The following is a 15,638-nucleotide window of genomic DNA, read 5'->3' as shown; positions in this document are numbered from 1 at the left end:
GTGACCGTCGCGGTTCCGGACGAGGTCGCGCGCCAAGCCAGAGAGACAGGCGTGCTCGAATCGCCGTGGATCTGGCTCACGTGCGCGGCCCTGGCGGTCGCGTGCGTGGGGCTCACCGTCCTGGTGCGTCGGCGCACGGGCCCACGCCGGTGCGGAATCGCGCTGGCGGTGGTGTTCGCGCTGCTGGCCACGACTGCCGGGGTCAACGCCCACGTCGGCTACGTGCGGTCCGGCCGGGACCTGGTACTGCTGCTCCAGCGCGGTGGCGGGCCGCTGCGCGACCTGGGAGGGGAGTTCGAGCAGGACGGCTCGATGCCCGGAACACGGCAGATCCGGCTCGGCGGTCCGGACGGCCCGGCCGTGGAGCGGATGGTCATCGCCGATCCCGGCAGCGCCGTGCCGGGCGGACGGAACTTCGTCCTGCTCCCGCCCGGTTACACCGACGCGGCGAACGCGAACCGGCGCTATCCCACCGTCTACCTGGTGCACGGCAATCCCGGAGGGCCCGAGGACTGGCTCGCCGCCGGCGACGCACCCGGCACGCTGCAGCGGTTCTACCGGCTCCGGGCGCTCCCGCCGATGATCGTGGTGAGCGTCGACCTCACCGCCGGGCATGCCCGCCGCGACTGGGAAGGCCTCGACGTCCCCGGTGGCCCGAAGCTGGAGACCTACCTGGCCCACAGTGTGGTGCCGGCCATCGACCGGCGCTACCGCACGCTCGCCGACCGGGGCCACCGCGCGCTCGGCGGCATGTCCGGCGGTGCGTTCGCCGCGCTCAACATCGGCCTGCATCACCTCGACGCGTTCGGCGCGCTGCTGCTGGCCATGCCCTACGAGGTCCCGGACAACAGGAAGCGGCTGGGCGAGGACCGGGCTCTGCTCGCCGCGAACACGCCGCGGGACTACCTGCCCACGATGCCGTTCCCGCGGCCGGTCGCCGCCATCCTCACGGCCGGCACGGGAACACCCGGCGACGTCGAAGCGGCACACCGCATCGCGGAGGCGTTCCGCTCCCGCGGTCAGCAGGCGACTGTCCACACCGAAGAGGGCTTCGGCCACACCTGGCGGACGGCCCGGGCGTCGCTGCCGTACCTGCTGGCGTTTGCCGCCGAGCACTTCGAAAGACCACGCGGATAGCACCGCGCGATCCTCCGCTGTCCGGCGCCCGGAGGGCGAGTTCCAGCCGGGCGGCGGGGGATGTCCCGCTCACCGGCGGATGCGCGAGCCCGGCGCGGTTCGCCACGCTGAGGAGCGTGTCGGTGGGGGAGTACCGGGTGACATCGCCGTGGTGACGTGTGGGGTTGCGGAACCGCGGGTCACCGTGTGTCGGCAAGCTGTGAAGCGCTCGCCTGATCGGCTCGGAACTACACGGGCACTCCGCGATGGTCGAGGCAGTCTGTCGGGTGTGAGTCATCGTCTTGATCACCCGGCAGTGGCAACGCCAAGGTGTCCGGACAACCGGGGGAAGCTCAGTCCCCGCTCGGTGACCCGGCCAAGATGGCCAAGCGCGTCATCGCGAATGCCCGGCAATGCCCGTCCGAACCGGCTCGTGCTGGGCAATGACTTCTACCGGTTCCCGCACGCTGCCCGCACGGAACGCTTTGCCGACATCGAGGCGCAGCAGACCGGCGTCGGGCAGACCGACTTCACGGAACAGACGTTCACGGTTCGTCGTCAACGCCGTGGGCCGCGATCAGCGTCGTGGTCCCTCCAGACGGGCAACAGCCAGGCGACGCTGGAGAACGTCATCGCTGCTGGTGTTTCGTGGCGTGCATGACGAGGCACTGGTGGGTGTGCACCAGTGAGCGCAGAACCCATCGGTACCAGCGGGGAAAGACCGGCGGGAGTTCGTCCAGGCGCAGCAGCCGGGGTTCGGTGAGTCGGCAGAGCTCGCCCCGGAGCCGGAGTTCACCCTCGCCTGCGGCCAGGATGTTCTGCACCCAGTCGGAATTCGCGCCGAAGTTGGCGCCGATGGCGACGATGTCGCCGCGGCGGAACGCTCGGACGGGTGTGCGGTAGGTACGTCCGCTGCGGCGACCCCGGTGGATGACAACGGCGAGCGAGCCCGCTCGTCCGGCGCGGCGGAGGGCGATCGGGTTGATGATCGTGTGGGCCGGCTTCAAGAACGGCGGCCAGGGCATCGCGGCCTCACCTCCATCGTCGGCAGGGTACGCGGGAGCGAGCGCGGGTCTGACCGCCATACGGCTCGGTCACCGCCGAGATCTCGTCGTCGGCTGAAGAATGCGTCCTCTGCTACCGGCGACGGTGCCGGAGAGACACGCGCGGAGCCGGCTGGGATCCCTGGAGGTTCGCCAGCCACCGGGCCGGACGCATGCGCACCGAGGACCTGTGCCGGCTTCGCGGAACGCCGCGGACCTCGGCCCCATCTGCGTGCTGACGGGCACCGTGACCGCACGGTGTCATCCGGCCGTTGCGACGCCTACGCCAGGGCGTCCGCCACGACGCCGGATTCGCCCGGTGCGGATGGCGAAGACGAGCAGGAACGCGGCGGTGACAAGGCAGGACAGGATCCCGGCCACGCCGGCTTCCGGGCCGAAGGAACCGCCGGTCAGCACCGGTGACCCGGACAGGGTGGTGCTGGCCAGACCGCCGAATTCGCTCGACTTTCCCGACACCGCCGTGCCGAAGCCCGCTTCGACGACGTTCCAGGCGAAGTGGATGCCGATCGGCAGCCACAGGGCGCGGGTGGCGATGTAGGCGGCGGTGAGCATGATGCCGCCCTGCAGGACAATCGCCGTAGCGCCCCACAGCATCGTGCCCGCGCCGGTTTCGGATGTTCCTGCCAGGTGAACCGCGCCGAAGAGCACCGCCGACACCGCCAGGGCGGGCCAGGTCCCGAAGCGCTCCTCGGCGATGCGGAAGATCACGCCGCGGAACACCACCTCTTCGGTGACCGCTACGCAGGCCATGATGCCGAGTGTCGCGAGGAACTTCGAGGAATCGCCGCTTGTCACGTGCCAGCCGCCGAACACGAGGATGACCAGCATCGTGGCCAGGAAGGCACCCGCGCCGATGGCGCTTCCCCCCAGCAGCCCGGACATCGCCCGGTCGCGGGGGAGCTCGGTCACCTGCTGTCGTCGTTCGACGAGCTTGCTCAACCGCGTGTAGCAGAACAGGGTCGCCGCCGCGAGGGCCACGCCGACCACGAGGTCGACGGCGCCGGAATCGTTCAGGGTCACGGTCAGCTGTTGCGCGACCGCCATGATGATCAGCGTGGTCACCAGCAGCAACGGAAGGCGCCATCTCCGCGACCAGGGCACGGGGCGGCTCGCGGTCGCGCCGGTCGTGTCGTCGGAGGAGGTCATGGTGGTGTTCCCTTCACTGGCGGACTGATCGCGCACCGAATCGCTTTCCTCGGCGTCGCTGAGATGACGGAAGGGTAGAAGGAACGGGCATCGGCGCGATTCCCCATCCCGAGGACATCGGTGTGTAGCTCGCACGGGGGTACTAGGCTCTGCGCCATGCCGACAACGTGGGTCCGCCGGCGGCTGGGGACGATCCGGACGTGGTGGCAGGCCTGCGACGCCCTGGTGTGGGACCGGTGGCTCGCCGTGGTGTTCACCGTCCTGGCGTTCGTGCCGGCGCTGGCCTCCATGGGCGCGGAGTTCGGTGACCTGCCTCGGCGACCGCCCGACCTTTTTTCACTTGTCCTCGTGCTGGCGCAGACGCTGCCGCTCGCCGTGCGCCGAACCCGGCCCGTCGCGAGCCTGGCGATCATCGCCGCGGCCTTCGCGGTCCACGAGACGCTCGCGTACCAGCCGCACTTCGGCACGGTGACCGTGTACCTCGCGTTGTACTCCGCCGGCGCGCACCTGGAGCGATGCCGGGTCACCGTCGCCGCCGTGGCGACAGCCGCGCACGTCGGGCTCTGCGTCGCGCTGACCGCGGTCGGATCACCTGACCGGTTGGCCGACTTCCTGGTCTTCTACCTGATTTTCGTGGTGTTCTGGGTGCTGGGCACGTTCGTGCGCCACCGGCGGTCGGCGGAGGTCGAGCGCCGGCGGTCGGCGGCGGCCGCCGCGACTGCCGCGGAACGGGCGCGCATCGCGCGGGAGCTGCACGACGTGGTCACCCACCACGTCACCGCGATCGTCGTGCAGGCCGACGCCACGCAGTTGCTCGTCGAGTCGCCGGATCGGGTCGTCAAGGCGCTCGCGGCGATGGGTGGGGCCGGCAGGCAAGCCCTGGCCGAGCTTCGGCACCAGCTCGACGTGCTCGAGGCCACGGGTGAGTCCGCGCCGCACGCATCGGTCCAGGGCACCGTGCGGGACTTGGTGGAGCGCACCTGTACGGCCGGGCAGCCCGTCGAACTCATCGAAACCGGCGCTGTGTGCGCGCTCTCCGTGGAGGTGTCCTTGGCCGTGTACCGGGTGGTGCAGGAGGGCTTGACCAACGCCGTCAAGTACGCGGCCGGACAGCCGACCGAGGTGCGCACCTCCTACCGGGACTGTCAGGTCGAGGTCGAGGTGACCAACACCGCGGCTCCGGTGCCGATCTCCGTGGGCGTCCGCCACGAGCTCGCCGGCGGGCGCGGCCTGGCCGGGCTGCGGCAACGGGTCGCGGCGCTCGGCGGCGGGCTGACTGCTGGTGAGCAACCGGACGGCCGGTTCAGGCTGCACGCGGTGATCCCGATCGCCGGTGGCGCATGAGCATCCGCTTGCTGATCTGCGAAGACCATGAGCTCGTCCGTACGGGCTACGTCACGGTCTTCGACGCGCAGCCGGACATGGAGGTCGTCGGGGAAGCCGCCGATGGCACGGCCGCGGTCGACGCCGTCGCACGGCTACGCCCGGACGTCGTCGTCATGGACATCCACCTGCCGGGACCGGATGGCATCGACGTCACCCGGCGGATCACGCGGCCTGGCGTCGCCCGGCCGCCGAAGGTGCTTGTGGTGACGGCTTTCAACACCGACGAGCACGTCTACGAAGCCCTGCGCGCCGGGGCGAGTGGGTTCCTGCTCAAGGACTCGCCGCTGAGCGAATTGGTGAACGGCGTCCGCACGGTCGCCCACGGCGAGTCGCTGCTGGCCCCGGCCGTGACCCGGAGGCTCATCGGGCGATTCGCCAGTCGAGTCCGCCCTGCCGTCGCCAAGCCGGATGGCGGTGCGTTGGAGGTACTGGCTCCTCAGGAGCGCGAGGTGCTGCGGCTGATGGCTCGTGGCCTGTCCAACCGGGAGATCGCCGAGGAGATGGGGCTCGGCTTCGAGACTGTGAAATCTTACGTTTCTTCCATCCTGACCAAACTGGAGCTGCGCGACCGGGTCCAAGCGGTCGTGTTCGCCTACCGGGTGGGATTCGCCGGCGCCGACGACTAGCTTCGACCGCTTCACTCGTATCACGCGGCGAGTCCGTTGGTCCGGATGGAGGAGGTCGTGGTGGACCCGCCCCGGATCGGCCGGCGAAAACTCCTCGTACCCTTCGCCCCCGAAATCATCCCGATGATGTCGAGCGAAGGCGGGTCGGGCGCCGCTGAAGTGTCCGGGTCGGCCAGTGCCGGAGCCGGCTTGCGCCGTCCGCCGGGGACGCCGTGAACCGGACGGCGCAGCGGGCTGTGGCGATCCGGTGATGTGCGCGAACGGGATGAAGATCCACGGTGTGCCGCTGGTGCGCTTCGTGGCCGCTGCGCTACTTTCCGGAGTCGTTGGCCGGCGCCGGGTCCTGGCGCCCGCGCCGACCCGACCCCGGAGGTGACGTGCTTTTGATCGGGACCATTGGTCCGTACCATTGCGCAGGCTGGCGCCGGCCCGGTGAGGGCGACGGAAGCGGGGCGCCCCGGCCGTGATCCGCGTTCTCCTGATCCTGTCCTGCGCACGTCGTTCCCGCCGGATCCACCGGCAGCTCGCCGAGGAGGGGGACATCGAGGTCCGGTACCAGGCGCCGGAGACGTGGAGCGACATCGTGACCGCGCTCGAAGACTTCGCGCCGTCGGTGGTCGTGCTCGACCGTTCCGTGCTGAAGGCCGAGGGCCTGACGGTCGCCGGGGACATCGCGCGCGGCGGCCGGCCGCCTGCCGTCGTGCTGCTGGCCGAGTCCTACCACCCGGCGGACGTAGTACCGGCCGCGAAGGCCGGGGTCCGCGGTTACGTCGTCGACAGCTCCGGGGCCTGCTCGTGGGGTGAGGTGGTCCGCGCGGTCGCCGCCGGCGGGGGCTGGCTGGCGCCCGCGGCGGCCGGCGAACTGCTCGACGAGTTCCGCGTCCGGTCGCGGCGCCGCTCGCTGGAGCGCACGCGGATTCCGTTGACCGAACGGGAACTGAGTGTGCTCCGGCTCATCGCGCAGGGGTGCTCGAACCTGGAGGTGGCGACGGAGCTGGGGCTGAGCCAGTCCACGATCAAGACGCACGTGTCCCGGATGCTCGCCCGGCTCGACCTGCGCAGCCGGACCCAGCTGGCCGCTTTCGCCCGCGACCTGGACATCGTGTGAGCCCGGCCGATATTCGTTCTTTCGACCGATGCGGTCCGAGCGGCGGTCCTCCTACCATGATTCGTGGCCGGCGCGGGCCCGGATTCGGGGCCCCGGCAGCGGTTTCGTGAGCACCCGCCGGGAACGGTCGAACGCACGCCGTGGACGGCGAAGCGGGGTGAATCGTGGGTTCACCCTTCCGGTGGAGTCGCCCGATCCCGTCCGTGCCCAGAATGATCATGGAAGGCGCTACGGTGCGGCTTCCGGCTCGGAATATCAGTGAATAGTGGACGGAGGTCGGTGTGTCGAGGGAAGAGGGCTCCGCGCCGCGGTTGCCGCTCGCGCGTTACGAGCTCTTCCATTCTTGTGACCCGAATCATGTGCGCGAGGAGGTGAGCCGCGTTTTGGCGCCCCACACCCTGCGGGTGCTCGGTAGTGATACGCGGCTCGACGCACGAATGCATCACGTGCGGTTGCGCGACATGTCGGTGAGCGTCATCAGTTACGGGGGAACGGTGCGTTTCGAATCCGGGCCGGCCGAAACATTCTTCACCGTGTTCATCCCGATTGCGGGTGAGGGGGAGGCGCGGTGTGGGGCCGAACGGGTGCGGTTGACCATCGCGACCGCCGGCGTGCTGTCACCGGCCGAACCCGTGGTGCTGCGCTGGCCGGGCGACTGCGTCCAGCTGGTCGTCCGGCTCGAGCGGGCCGCTCTGGAGGCCCGGCTGAGCGACCTGCTCGGTGCGCCGCTGCGGAAGCCGCTGCGGTTCGCTCCCGCGATGGCCGTCGGGTCGGGGAACGGCCGGAGCTGGCTCCGGGGGTTGCAGATGCTGGTGACCGAGCTCGAGCGCCCGGGATCGCTGATCGAGCAGCAGGCCGTCGCGGAGATGTTCGAGCGCACGCTGGCCACCGCGCTGCTGATGGGGCACTCGAGCAACTACACGAGGATGCTCGACGGGGAGGTGCCTGCCGTGCCGGTCAGGGCGGTGAGCATCGCGCTCGAGTGGATCGACAACCACCCGAAGTGGCGGCACACGACGGCGAGCCTGGCCCGGGAGGCCGATGTCACCGAGCGGTCGCTGCAGCTGGGGTTCCGCAAGCACCTCAAGATGGGCCCGATGGAGTACCTGCGGGAGATCCGGCTCCGCGGAGTGCGCGACCAGCTGCGGGCGGCGCAGTCCGACGCCGTCACGGTGACCGAGGTGGCCGCGGAATGGGGCTTCCTGCACGCGGGGCATTTCGCCGCCCGGTACCAGCAGCGGTTCGGGGAACGTCCGTCGGAAACGCTCCGGCGGTGAGGGGCGCCCGGAATCCGGGCGGATGATCGACGGGTGCCGGCCGCTCGCGGCCGGCACCCTTTTTTCGTGTTTCACCCCACATTCGCCCTGGCAGAATACTTCGGTTTTCGGATATCTCCGTCAGCACCGGCGGGGAATCATTGATCTCGGGTCGGACGAGCGGTTTTCCGCACAACGGATTACTCCGCTCTGCACGTCCCGGCCGAAAAAAAGAGTACGCGTCAGGGAGGAAACGTGCCGCCGATGATCCGGGTGGAGAATCTGGTCAAGCGGTTCGGGCGGACCACAGCGCTCGACCGCGTCAGTTTCGCCGTTCCGGCGGGCACGGTGGTCGGCGTGCTCGGGCCGAACGGCGCCGGGAAGACGACCATGGTCCGGGTACTGGCCACGCTCCTGCGGCCGGACCGCGGCCTGGTCCGGATCGGTGGCCTCGACGTGGAGCGGGAACCGGCGCGGGTTCGCTCTCTGCTCGGGCTCACCGGCCAGTACGCGTCCGTCGACGGGGACCTGTCGGGCGCGGAGAACCTGGTGCTGTTCGGCCGGTTGCTGGGACTGTCCCGCCCCGCGGCGCGGGACCGGGCGGCGGACCTGCTCGAGCGCTTCGAGCTCGGGGAGGCCGCCGCCCGGCCCGCGGCGACGTACTCCGGCGGCATGCGTCGCCGGCTGGACCTCGCGGCGAGCCTGATCGGCCGGCCGCGGGTGCTCTGCCTCGACGAACCGACCACCGGGCTGGACCCGTACGTCCGCCGGGAACTGTGGCAGGTGGTGCGGGAACTGGTGGCCGAAGGCGTCACCGTGCTGCTCACCACGCAGTACCTGGAGGAGGCCGACCGGCTCGCCGACCGCGTCACGGTGTTCGACGCCGGCCGGGTCGTCGCCGACGGCACGCCCGACGAGCTCAAGCACCGGGTCGGCGGCCGCACGGTCCAGGTGCGGCCCGCCCTGCCCCAGGACATGGACGCCACCGCGCGGGTGCTCGGCAAGCTGACCGGCACCACCCCGGCCCGGGACTTCGGCTCCGGCCTGCTCACCGCTCCGGCCGCCGACCCGATGGTGCTGTCCACCTTGGTGCGGAAGCTGGACCAGGCCGGGCTGGCCGTGGCCGAACTGGGCCTGCGGCTGCCGAGCCTGGACGAGGTCTTCCTCGCACTGACGGGGAAACCGGCCGACCGGCCACCGGACGAGCCGGAGGTGCCCGCGGCGCGGGAGGGGAGCGCCGGATGAGCGGCCGGGTCGGTCCGGCGGACGCCGTGCGGCACGGGCTCATCCTGGCCGGGCGAGGCGTGCTCAAGATCCGCCGCAACCCCGAGCACCTGGTCGACGTCACCGTCCAGCCACTGCTGTTCCTGGTCATGTTCGGGTACCTGTTCGGCGGTGCCATCGCCGGCAGCCCGGGCGCCTACCTGCAGGACCTGGTGCCGGGGCTGATGGTGCCGAGCGTGCTGATGGCCACCCTCTCGGCCGGTGTCGGCCTGAACAGCGACGCGGGCAGCGGCGTGTTCGACCGGTTCCGGAGCATGCCGATCGCCCGGTCGGCCCCGCTGACCGGGGTGGTGCTCGCCGGCGCGGTCCGTTACGTCGTGGCGATCGCGGTGCTGCTGGGAGCGGGTGCGGTCCTGGGGTTCCGCGTGCGGACCGGTCCGCTGGAAGTGCTGGCCGCGACGGCGGTCCTGGTGACCGCCGGGCTGTGCTTCTGCTGGGTCACCGTGTTCCTCGGCATGGTGCTGCGGGACCGGGACGCGGTGCAGGGCAGTGCCGTCGCGCTGTTCATGCCGCTGGTGTTCGCGAGCAACGTCTTCGTCCCGGCCGCGACCATGCCCGGCTGGCTGCGGGCCTGGTCCGGGGTCAACCCGGTGAGCCTGCTCGCCGACGTCGTGCGGGGCCTGCTGAGCGGCGGGCCGGTCGCGGGCCCGCTCACCGGTGCGCTGGCCTGGTCGGCCGGCGTGCTCGGAGTGTTCTTCCCCCTGGCGATCCGCGCCTACCACCGGCGCGTCGGATGACGCGCCGAACCCGGGAGAGGTGAAACAGGCCATGGGCTCTGCCGAGCCGACCGTGAAAGTGACCTTGAAGGGAGCACCCGACGGAATGCCCGAAACCGTGCTCGTCCGCTTCGCCGAACTCTCTCACGCCCGGTTGAAGATCCCGTTCGGGGCGGGCTACGAGCACTTCGTCCCCGAAAGCCCCGCCCTCGGAGTACCGGAAGACGGCGCTGTCTTCGTTTGGTGCGACCGCACGAAGTTCGCGGAATAACGGAGAAAGGCGCCACCGAAATGAACACGGCCATTCTCGGTACCGGCTCGTACCTGCCGGAGACCGTCCTCACCAGCGTCGAGCTCGGCCGCCGGCTCGGCCTCGGCGAACAGTGGATCTTCGACAAGACGTGCATCGCCGAACGCCGCGTGGCGGCGCCGGACGAAGCGACGTCCGACCTGGCCACCCAGGCCGCGGAACACGCGCTGCGCGCGGCGAACCTCGCCGCGACCGACATCGACCTGCTGATCGTCGCCACCTCGACCCCCGACCAGCCGATCCCCGCCACGGCCTGCACCGTGCAGGCCAACCTGGGCGCGATGCGGGCCGCCGCGTTCGACGTGGACTCCGTCTGCAGCGGCTTCGTCTACGCACTGATCACCGCGCACGCACTGCTCGAAGCGGATCCGTTGCCCCGCAACGCCCTCGTCATCGGCGCGGACACCTACTCGCGCATCCTGAACTACGAGGACCGGCGCACCTGCGTGCTGTTCGGCGACGGCGCCGGCGCCGTGGTGCTCGGCAAGCGGGGCAACGGCCGCGGCCTGCTGTCGAGCGCGCTCGGATCCGACGGGACGACCGCCGACTTCGTCACCGTGCCCGGCGGCGGGAGCCGGCGGCCGGCGAGCGCGGCGACCCTCGCCGCCGGCGAACACTACTTCGCCATGCGGGGCAGGCAGGTCCGGGAGCTCGCCTCGAGAGTGCTGCCCGACCTGGTCGTCGACGTCGCGAAGTCGGCGGAGCTGGAAGTGTCGGAGATCGACCTCATCGTGCCGCACCAGGCGAACGGCCGGATGCTGCAGGACCTGGCGAAGACGCTGGACCTGCGGCCGGACCAGATGCACCTGACCGTCGAACGGTACGGCAACACCGGCGCGGCCTCGGTCCCGATCACCCTCGACGACGCCGTCCGCTCCGGCCGGCTGTTCGACGACGACGTCGTGCTCCTCGTGGCTTTCGGTGGCGGTATGAGCTGGGGCGGGGCGACGCTGCGCTGGACGCGCCCGCGCAAGCCGGGGGAGTTCCGGTGATCCGGCCCCCGGTGCGGGTGCCGCGCTCCCGCCCGCCCGTCCACGACGTCGACTTCCGCGGTGACGTCCGCATCCCGTCGAGCGAGCCCGGGCTGACCCTCGGCGCCGACCTCTACCTGCCGAAGACGGCGAAACGGGTCCCGGTGCTGGTGACGCTCCACACCGGACGCAAGGACGGCCTCGGCGGCCTCGCGGCGAGCCGGTACCTGCGGTACTTCGCGGAACGCGGCTACGCGGTGCTCTACGTGGACTGCTTCGGCATCGGCACGTCCGAGGGAACGCCGCGGCCGCTGCTCAGCCCGGGCGAGGTCGCCGACGGCGTATCGGTGGTGGAGTGGGCCGCCGCGCAGCCGTGGTCCACCGGCCGGGTCGGCATGTGGGGCCTGTCGCACGGCGGCCTGACGACGCTCGCCGTCGCGGCCCAGCGCCCGCCGGCCTTGAAGGCGATCTTCCCCGTGATGGGCTGGACCGACGTCGAGCGCGACCTCGTGCACCCGGCCGGCCTGCGGGGCGGGATCGGGATGTTCGGGCACCTGAGCCTGTACAACATCTTTTGCGCCCTGCTGCCCCCGCTGCGCGGCGAGGACCGGGAGAACTACGCAAGCCTGTGGAAGGAACGGCTGGAGAAGTTCGAGCCGTGGTTCGCCGACGCCTGGAAACACCCGCCCGGCCACGAAGTGTGGGCGCAGCGCCGGATCGATGCGGGGCGGATCACCGTGCCGTCGTTGTGCGTGGCGGGGTGGCGTGATCTGTTCTGCGACGGGATGATCGCCGCCTACCAGGAGATCAGGGCGCCCAAGCAGCTGATCGCCGGGCCGTGGCTGCACACGTTCCCGGACGTCGCGCCGGTCGGGCCGTTCCCGTCGGTCACGCTGGCCTGCGCCTGGTGGGACCGGTGGCTGCACGGCCGGAAGCCGCGGCCGGGTAGCTCCGAGCGGACCGCGACGTTCTTCGTCCAGGGTGCGGGCGCCCGCTGGGTGCGGGCGGAGCAGTGGCCGCCGGACAAGAAGGCGGACCACGTCTTCGTCGCGTCCCGCTCGGGGCACCTGTACCGGTCCGCCCCGGGCAGCCGGCCGTCGGCGGTCGCCACGGTCACCGGCCGGGGCGACCCGACCGTCGGCGCGCTGAGCGGGCTGACGAAGCACCCGACCGACCGGTTCGGCTACCCGCTGGACCAGCACGACGACGACGCCCGGACGCTCGCGTTCACCAGTGCGCCGCTGCCGGAGCCGTTGCTGATCGCCGGGCGCCCGGCCGTGCGGCTGCTGCTGGGTCCCGGGACGACCGCCACCCGGTGCGTGCTCAAGGTGACCGACGTCGACGAACAGGACCGGTCGCTGCTCGTCTCGGCGGGCACGGTGGACCTGGCCCGGCAGCCCGCGCGGCGCGACGACGTCGTGCAGGTCCTGCTCGACCCGACGTGCTACCAGGTCGCCGCGGGCCACCGCGTGCGGCTGGTCCTGGCCGAGGCGGACATCCCGCGGCTGTGGCCGGCCCCGGAGCCGGGACTGCTCGGCATCCGGGTGATCCGTGGCCCCGGCGACTACGTCGGCCTCGCCGCCGAAGAATACGAAGGCCACCAGGCGACCACGCTCAGCCTGCCGGCCGGCGACCCGGAGGCACTCACCGACCTGCTGGTCCCGCTGCCGGAACGCCGGGGCACGGGCGGGCCCGGTCACGACCGCTGGGAAATCGCCCGCGACCACCTTCGCTCGTCGGTACGGCTGACGGTGGAGAAGCGGGACCGCATCCGGTTCCCGGGCGACGACCGCGACTTCCTCGCCATGACCACGCAGGTCGATCTCGGCGTGCCCGAGCACGACCCGGCGGCCGCCCGCATGACGGCGACCGGCGAGAAGAGCGCGGAAACCCCGGACGGCGACCGGGTCGTCGTCCGGGCCGGGATCGACATGGGGACCGCGGACGCGGCCGTGTCGGCCGAGGTGCTCGTCAACGGCACGCAGTTCTTCACGCGGGAGTGGAAATGGACCTGACCATGCTGGAACGTCCGCTGAACTACCTGGAGCTGGCCCACCTCGACCGGGTCGTGATCATGGCCGCGGAGTACCAAGGTGACCTGGACGCCGACGCGCTCGCCCGCGCGTTCCGGCACCTGTGCGCGGTGCACCCGGTCCTGCGGGCCCGGATCCGGGGCACCGCGCCGGAAGCGGTCCTCGCCGTTTCGCCCGAACACGAGCCGGACCTGCTCGTCCTCGAGGACGAGCCGGACGTGCTGGCGAAGATCACCGCGCTGCCGTGGGACGCCAGGGCCGGGGTCGCCGATCTCGTGCACGTCCGGGGGGACCGGCACGGGTACGTCGCCCTGCGCACCGACCATTCGATCACCGACGCGAACGCGTGGCTCGGCACCTTCCGCGAACTGCTGCGGCTGTTCACCGCGTTCGCGGAGGGGGACGAGCCGGTGTGCGAGCCGGGCACGGCACTGCCGGCGCCGCCCGCCGCCCTGTTCCACGAGCGGCTCGGCCTGATCCCCTACGACCGGCGGCTGTTCCACTCCGCGGTCCCGCCCGAGCCGACGGCCGGGACCGCGGGCCTGATCAGCGGCTACCTGCGGCTCGGCGTCGAGGAGACGCAGTGGCTCAAGCGCGCGGCGCGCCGGTACGAGACGACCGTGCACGGCCTGGTCGCCGGCGCGATCCTGCTGGCACAACGCGTCCTGGCGGGCGGGCGGGAAGCCGCGCCGATGTACTGCGTCTCGCCGGTCGACTTCCGGCGCCGGGTCGACCCGCCGGTGGGCGAGCTCGAGACGACCAACTTCATGATGTCCTACGTGGCCGAAACGGCCGTGTCCCCGCGGCTGAGCCCGGTCCTCATCGGCCGGGAGGTCAAGGCGCGGATGGACGAAGTGCTCGCGACGCCGGAAGGGGGTCGCGACCCGGCACCGATGGAGGACACCCTCGGGCGCAACCTCTCCTACGCGCTGATCAGCAACCTCGGTGTCGTCGAAGAGTTCCCCGCCCCGGCCGGGGTGGCGTTCACCGAGATCCACATCCTCAACACCGTCGGCGACACGTTCTTCCCCGGCTACTACGTCTCCACGTACCGGGACCGGTTGACGGTGCTGTACATCTTCACCGACCGGTTCTTCACCCGGGGCGACGTCGACCGGGTCGTCCGCGAGCTGTACGAGCAGCTGCTCATCGTCGGTGCTTCGGCCTAGGGAGGACCGGTTCGTGAAGGCTCTGTTGCTGACCCACGGCAGCCGTGGCGACGTCCAGCCGTTCGCGGCACTGGCCGCGGCGCTGACCGAGGCCGGGCACGAGGTGGTGCTGGCCGTGCCCACGTCGTCGGCCGCGCTCGCCGACCCGTTCTGCGCGCGGCTGGTCCCGCTCGACGACGGAACGAACAAGCTGGTCGACGACCGGGCGGCGTGGGAGGCGGTCGAACGCAACTTCCGCGGGGTGCGCGGGAAACGGCTCGGGTGGCAGCTGCTCCGGCGCAACCGCGTCGCGATGCAGCGGGTGTTCGACGACCTGGCCTCGCTGGGCCGGGTCCTGGCCGAGGACGACGACGTCGACGTCGTCGTGCACCAGGTCAACGTTCCCGGGCAGGCGATCGCCGAACTGCTCGGCGTCCCGGCGGTCCCGGTGTGCCTGCAACCGTTCTGGGTGCCGACCTCGTCGTTCGCCGACCCCCTGTTCCCGTTCGCGCTGCCCGCGGCGTTCAACCGGGCGTCCTACCTGTCGACGAAGACGTTCGTGCGGGCCTTGACCGGGAGTGCCGGGCGGTTCCGGCGGCACGGGCTCGGCCTGCCCCGCCGCCGGTTCGCCCACGACCCGCTCCGGCGTCCCGACGGCACCCGGGCACCCGTGCTGCAGGCCTTCAGCAGGCATCTCCTGCCGCCCCGGGCGCGGTACCCGGAGTTCGTGCACACGTCCGGGTTCTTCTTCCTGCAGCCACGGCTCCCGTGGACGCCCCCGGCCGACCTGGCCGCCTTTCTCGCCGCCGGGGAACCGCCGGTCTACCTCGGCTTCGGCAGCATGGTCGGCAGCGACCCCGCCCGCACCGGGCAGATCGTCGCCGCCGCCCTGCGGGTGGCCGGGGTCCGGGCGGTCGTCGCGCTGGGCCGCGGTGGCATCCGGCCCGACGGCCTGGGGCGCGACGCGTTCTGCCTGACGCAGGCGCCGCACGACTGGCTCTTCCCGCGCATGGCGGCGGTCGTGCACCACGGGGGAGCGGGCACCACGGCCGCGGCACTGGCCGCGGGACGCCCGCAGGTGGTCTGCCCGTTCATGTTCGACCAGCCGTTCTTCGGGCGGCGGCTGGCCGCGCTGGGTGTCGCGCCGCGGCCGCAGCCGCTGCGGGAGCTGACGGCGAGCGGCCTGGCCCGGGCGATCGGCGACGTGGTCGCGGGGACCGCGCCGGATCGGGCGCGGGAACTGGGCGAGCTGATCCGCGCGGAGGACGGGATCGGGCACGCGGTGAAGGTCCTGGAAGCGATCACCTAGGCAGAGGAGGGCGTCGCAAGGTGTTTGACGTTCGGGCCGAGCACCCCAATGTGGCGTTCGGTGCGTTCCACGCACCCAATGTGGCGTTCGGTGCGTCAGACGCAACCAACGCCACATTGGGGCGCGACCCCGGGCCCCTGTCAACGAACCTCGGACGCGCGACAC

15 protein-coding genes are annotated in these 15,638 nt (G+C 71.6%); 13 read left to right on the top strand and 2 right to left on the bottom strand.

Features of this window, described 5'->3' with window-relative positions:
- Positions 1-1,137 (top strand): alpha/beta hydrolase, encoded by a 1,137-nt coding sequence (locus QRX60_RS43720; RefSeq protein WP_285997354.1) that lies wholly within the window; start codon positions 1-3, stop codon positions 1,135-1,137.
- Positions 1,138-1,519: 382 nt separating this feature from the next.
- Positions 1,520-1,777: a hypothetical protein gene (locus QRX60_RS43715; RefSeq protein ID WP_285997353.1), complete on the top strand. Its 258-nt coding sequence runs from the start codon at positions 1,520-1,522 to the stop codon at positions 1,775-1,777.
- Here QRX60_RS43715 and QRX60_RS43710 read toward each other — a convergent pair.
- A complete protein-coding gene (locus QRX60_RS43710; RefSeq protein WP_285997352.1) occupies positions 1,746-2,141 on the bottom strand; it encodes a nitroreductase family deazaflavin-dependent oxidoreductase in 396 nt (131 codons plus the stop codon). The two genes, QRX60_RS43715 and QRX60_RS43710, sit on opposite strands and share 32 nt — an antisense overlap.
- A 279-nt stretch (positions 2,142-2,420) precedes the next feature.
- Positions 2,421-3,242 (bottom strand): CPBP family intramembrane glutamic endopeptidase, encoded by an 822-nt coding sequence (locus QRX60_RS43705; RefSeq protein WP_285997351.1) that lies wholly within the window; start codon positions 3,240-3,242, stop codon positions 2,421-2,423.
- Positions 3,243-3,482: 240 nt separating this feature from the next.
- On the opposite strand from QRX60_RS43705, the gene QRX60_RS43700 reads away from it, so the two are divergent.
- The 11 genes from QRX60_RS43700 (at position 3,483) to QRX60_RS43650 (ending at position 15,473) form a co-directional block, all read left to right on the top strand.
- On the top strand, positions 3,483-4,670 hold the full coding sequence (locus QRX60_RS43700; protein ID WP_285997350.1) for a sensor histidine kinase: 1,188 nt from the start codon (positions 3,483-3,485) through the stop codon (positions 4,668-4,670).
- On the top strand, positions 4,667-5,338 hold the full coding sequence (locus QRX60_RS43695) for a response regulator transcription factor (RefSeq protein ID WP_285997349.1): 672 nt from the start codon (positions 4,667-4,669) through the stop codon (positions 5,336-5,338). The genes QRX60_RS43700 and QRX60_RS43695 overlap by 4 nt, the downstream gene beginning before the upstream one ends.
- A gap of 463 nt (positions 5,339-5,801) precedes the next feature.
- A complete protein-coding gene (locus QRX60_RS43690; RefSeq protein WP_285997348.1) occupies positions 5,802-6,446 on the top strand; it encodes a response regulator transcription factor in 645 nt (214 codons plus the stop codon).
- Between the two features lie 281 nt (positions 6,447-6,727).
- Entirely contained in the window at positions 6,728-7,723 is a 996-nt protein-coding gene (locus QRX60_RS43685) for an AraC family transcriptional regulator (RefSeq protein ID WP_332845802.1), read from the top strand.
- A 243-nt stretch (positions 7,724-7,966) separates the two neighbouring features.
- Complete coding sequence (locus QRX60_RS43680; RefSeq protein ID WP_408630291.1) at positions 7,967-8,947, top strand: ATP-binding cassette domain-containing protein; 981 nt, start codon at positions 7,967-7,969, stop codon at positions 8,945-8,947.
- Complete coding sequence (locus QRX60_RS43675) at positions 8,944-9,723, top strand: ABC transporter permease (RefSeq protein WP_285997346.1); 780 nt, start codon at positions 8,944-8,946, stop codon at positions 9,721-9,723. The genes QRX60_RS43680 and QRX60_RS43675 overlap by 4 nt, the downstream gene beginning before the upstream one ends.
- A 31-nt stretch (positions 9,724-9,754) precedes the next feature.
- Positions 9,755-9,973, top strand: coding sequence for a DUF5988 family protein (locus tag QRX60_RS43670; protein WP_285997345.1), 219 nt, complete (start codon positions 9,755-9,757; stop codon positions 9,971-9,973).
- A gap of 20 nt (positions 9,974-9,993) precedes the next feature.
- On the top strand, positions 9,994-11,004 hold the full coding sequence (locus tag QRX60_RS43665) for a 3-oxoacyl-ACP synthase III family protein (protein WP_285997344.1): 1,011 nt from the start codon (positions 9,994-9,996) through the stop codon (positions 11,002-11,004).
- A complete protein-coding gene (locus tag QRX60_RS43660; RefSeq protein WP_285997343.1) occupies positions 11,001-12,998 on the top strand; it encodes a CocE/NonD family hydrolase in 1,998 nt (665 codons plus the stop codon). The genes QRX60_RS43665 and QRX60_RS43660 overlap by 4 nt, the downstream gene beginning before the upstream one ends.
- On the top strand, positions 12,989-14,185 hold the full coding sequence (locus QRX60_RS43655) for a phthiocerol/phthiodiolone dimycocerosyl transferase family protein (protein WP_285997342.1): 1,197 nt from the start codon (positions 12,989-12,991) through the stop codon (positions 14,183-14,185). The genes QRX60_RS43660 and QRX60_RS43655 overlap by 10 nt, the downstream gene beginning before the upstream one ends.
- Before the next feature lie 13 nt (positions 14,186-14,198).
- Positions 14,199-15,473, top strand: a complete 1,275-nt coding sequence (locus tag QRX60_RS43650) for a glycosyltransferase (protein WP_285997341.1) — start codon at positions 14,199-14,201, stop codon at positions 15,471-15,473.
- Positions 15,474-15,638 lie beyond the last annotated feature (165 nt).

The sequence above is a fragment of the Amycolatopsis mongoliensis genome (genome assembly GCF_030285665.1).
Lineage (GTDB): Bacteria > Actinomycetota > Actinomycetes > Mycobacteriales > Pseudonocardiaceae > Amycolatopsis > Amycolatopsis mongoliensis.
Note: the sequence above shows the minus strand (reverse complement) of the source record. Positions and strands in the feature narration are given on the sequence as shown.

Excerpts from the sequence above, each read along its gene's own strand:
- QRX60_RS43715 (WP_285997353.1), top strand. The coding sequence starts at position 1,520 with ATGCCCGGCAATGCCCGTCCGAACCGGCTCGTGCTGGGCAATGACTTC.
- QRX60_RS43710 (WP_285997352.1), bottom strand. The coding sequence starts at position 2,141 with ATGCCCTGGCCGCCGTTCTTGAAGCCGGCCCACACGATCATCAACCCG.
- QRX60_RS43700 (WP_285997350.1), top strand. The coding sequence starts at position 3,483 with ATGCCGACAACGTGGGTCCGCCGGCGGCTGGGGACGATCCGGACGTGG.
- QRX60_RS43695 (WP_285997349.1), top strand. The coding sequence starts at position 4,667 with ATGAGCATCCGCTTGCTGATCTGCGAAGACCATGAGCTCGTCCGTACG.
- QRX60_RS43680 (WP_408630291.1), top strand. The coding sequence starts at position 7,967 with ATGATCCGGGTGGAGAATCTGGTCAAGCGGTTCGGGCGGACCACAGCG.
- QRX60_RS43675 (WP_285997346.1), top strand. The coding sequence starts at position 8,944 with ATGAGCGGCCGGGTCGGTCCGGCGGACGCCGTGCGGCACGGGCTCATC.
- QRX60_RS43670 (WP_285997345.1), top strand. The coding sequence starts at position 9,755 with ATGGGCTCTGCCGAGCCGACCGTGAAAGTGACCTTGAAGGGAGCACCC.
- QRX60_RS43665 (WP_285997344.1), top strand. The coding sequence starts at position 9,994 with ATGAACACGGCCATTCTCGGTACCGGCTCGTACCTGCCGGAGACCGTC.
- QRX60_RS43655 (WP_285997342.1), top strand. The coding sequence starts at position 12,989 with ATGGACCTGACCATGCTGGAACGTCCGCTGAACTACCTGGAGCTGGCC.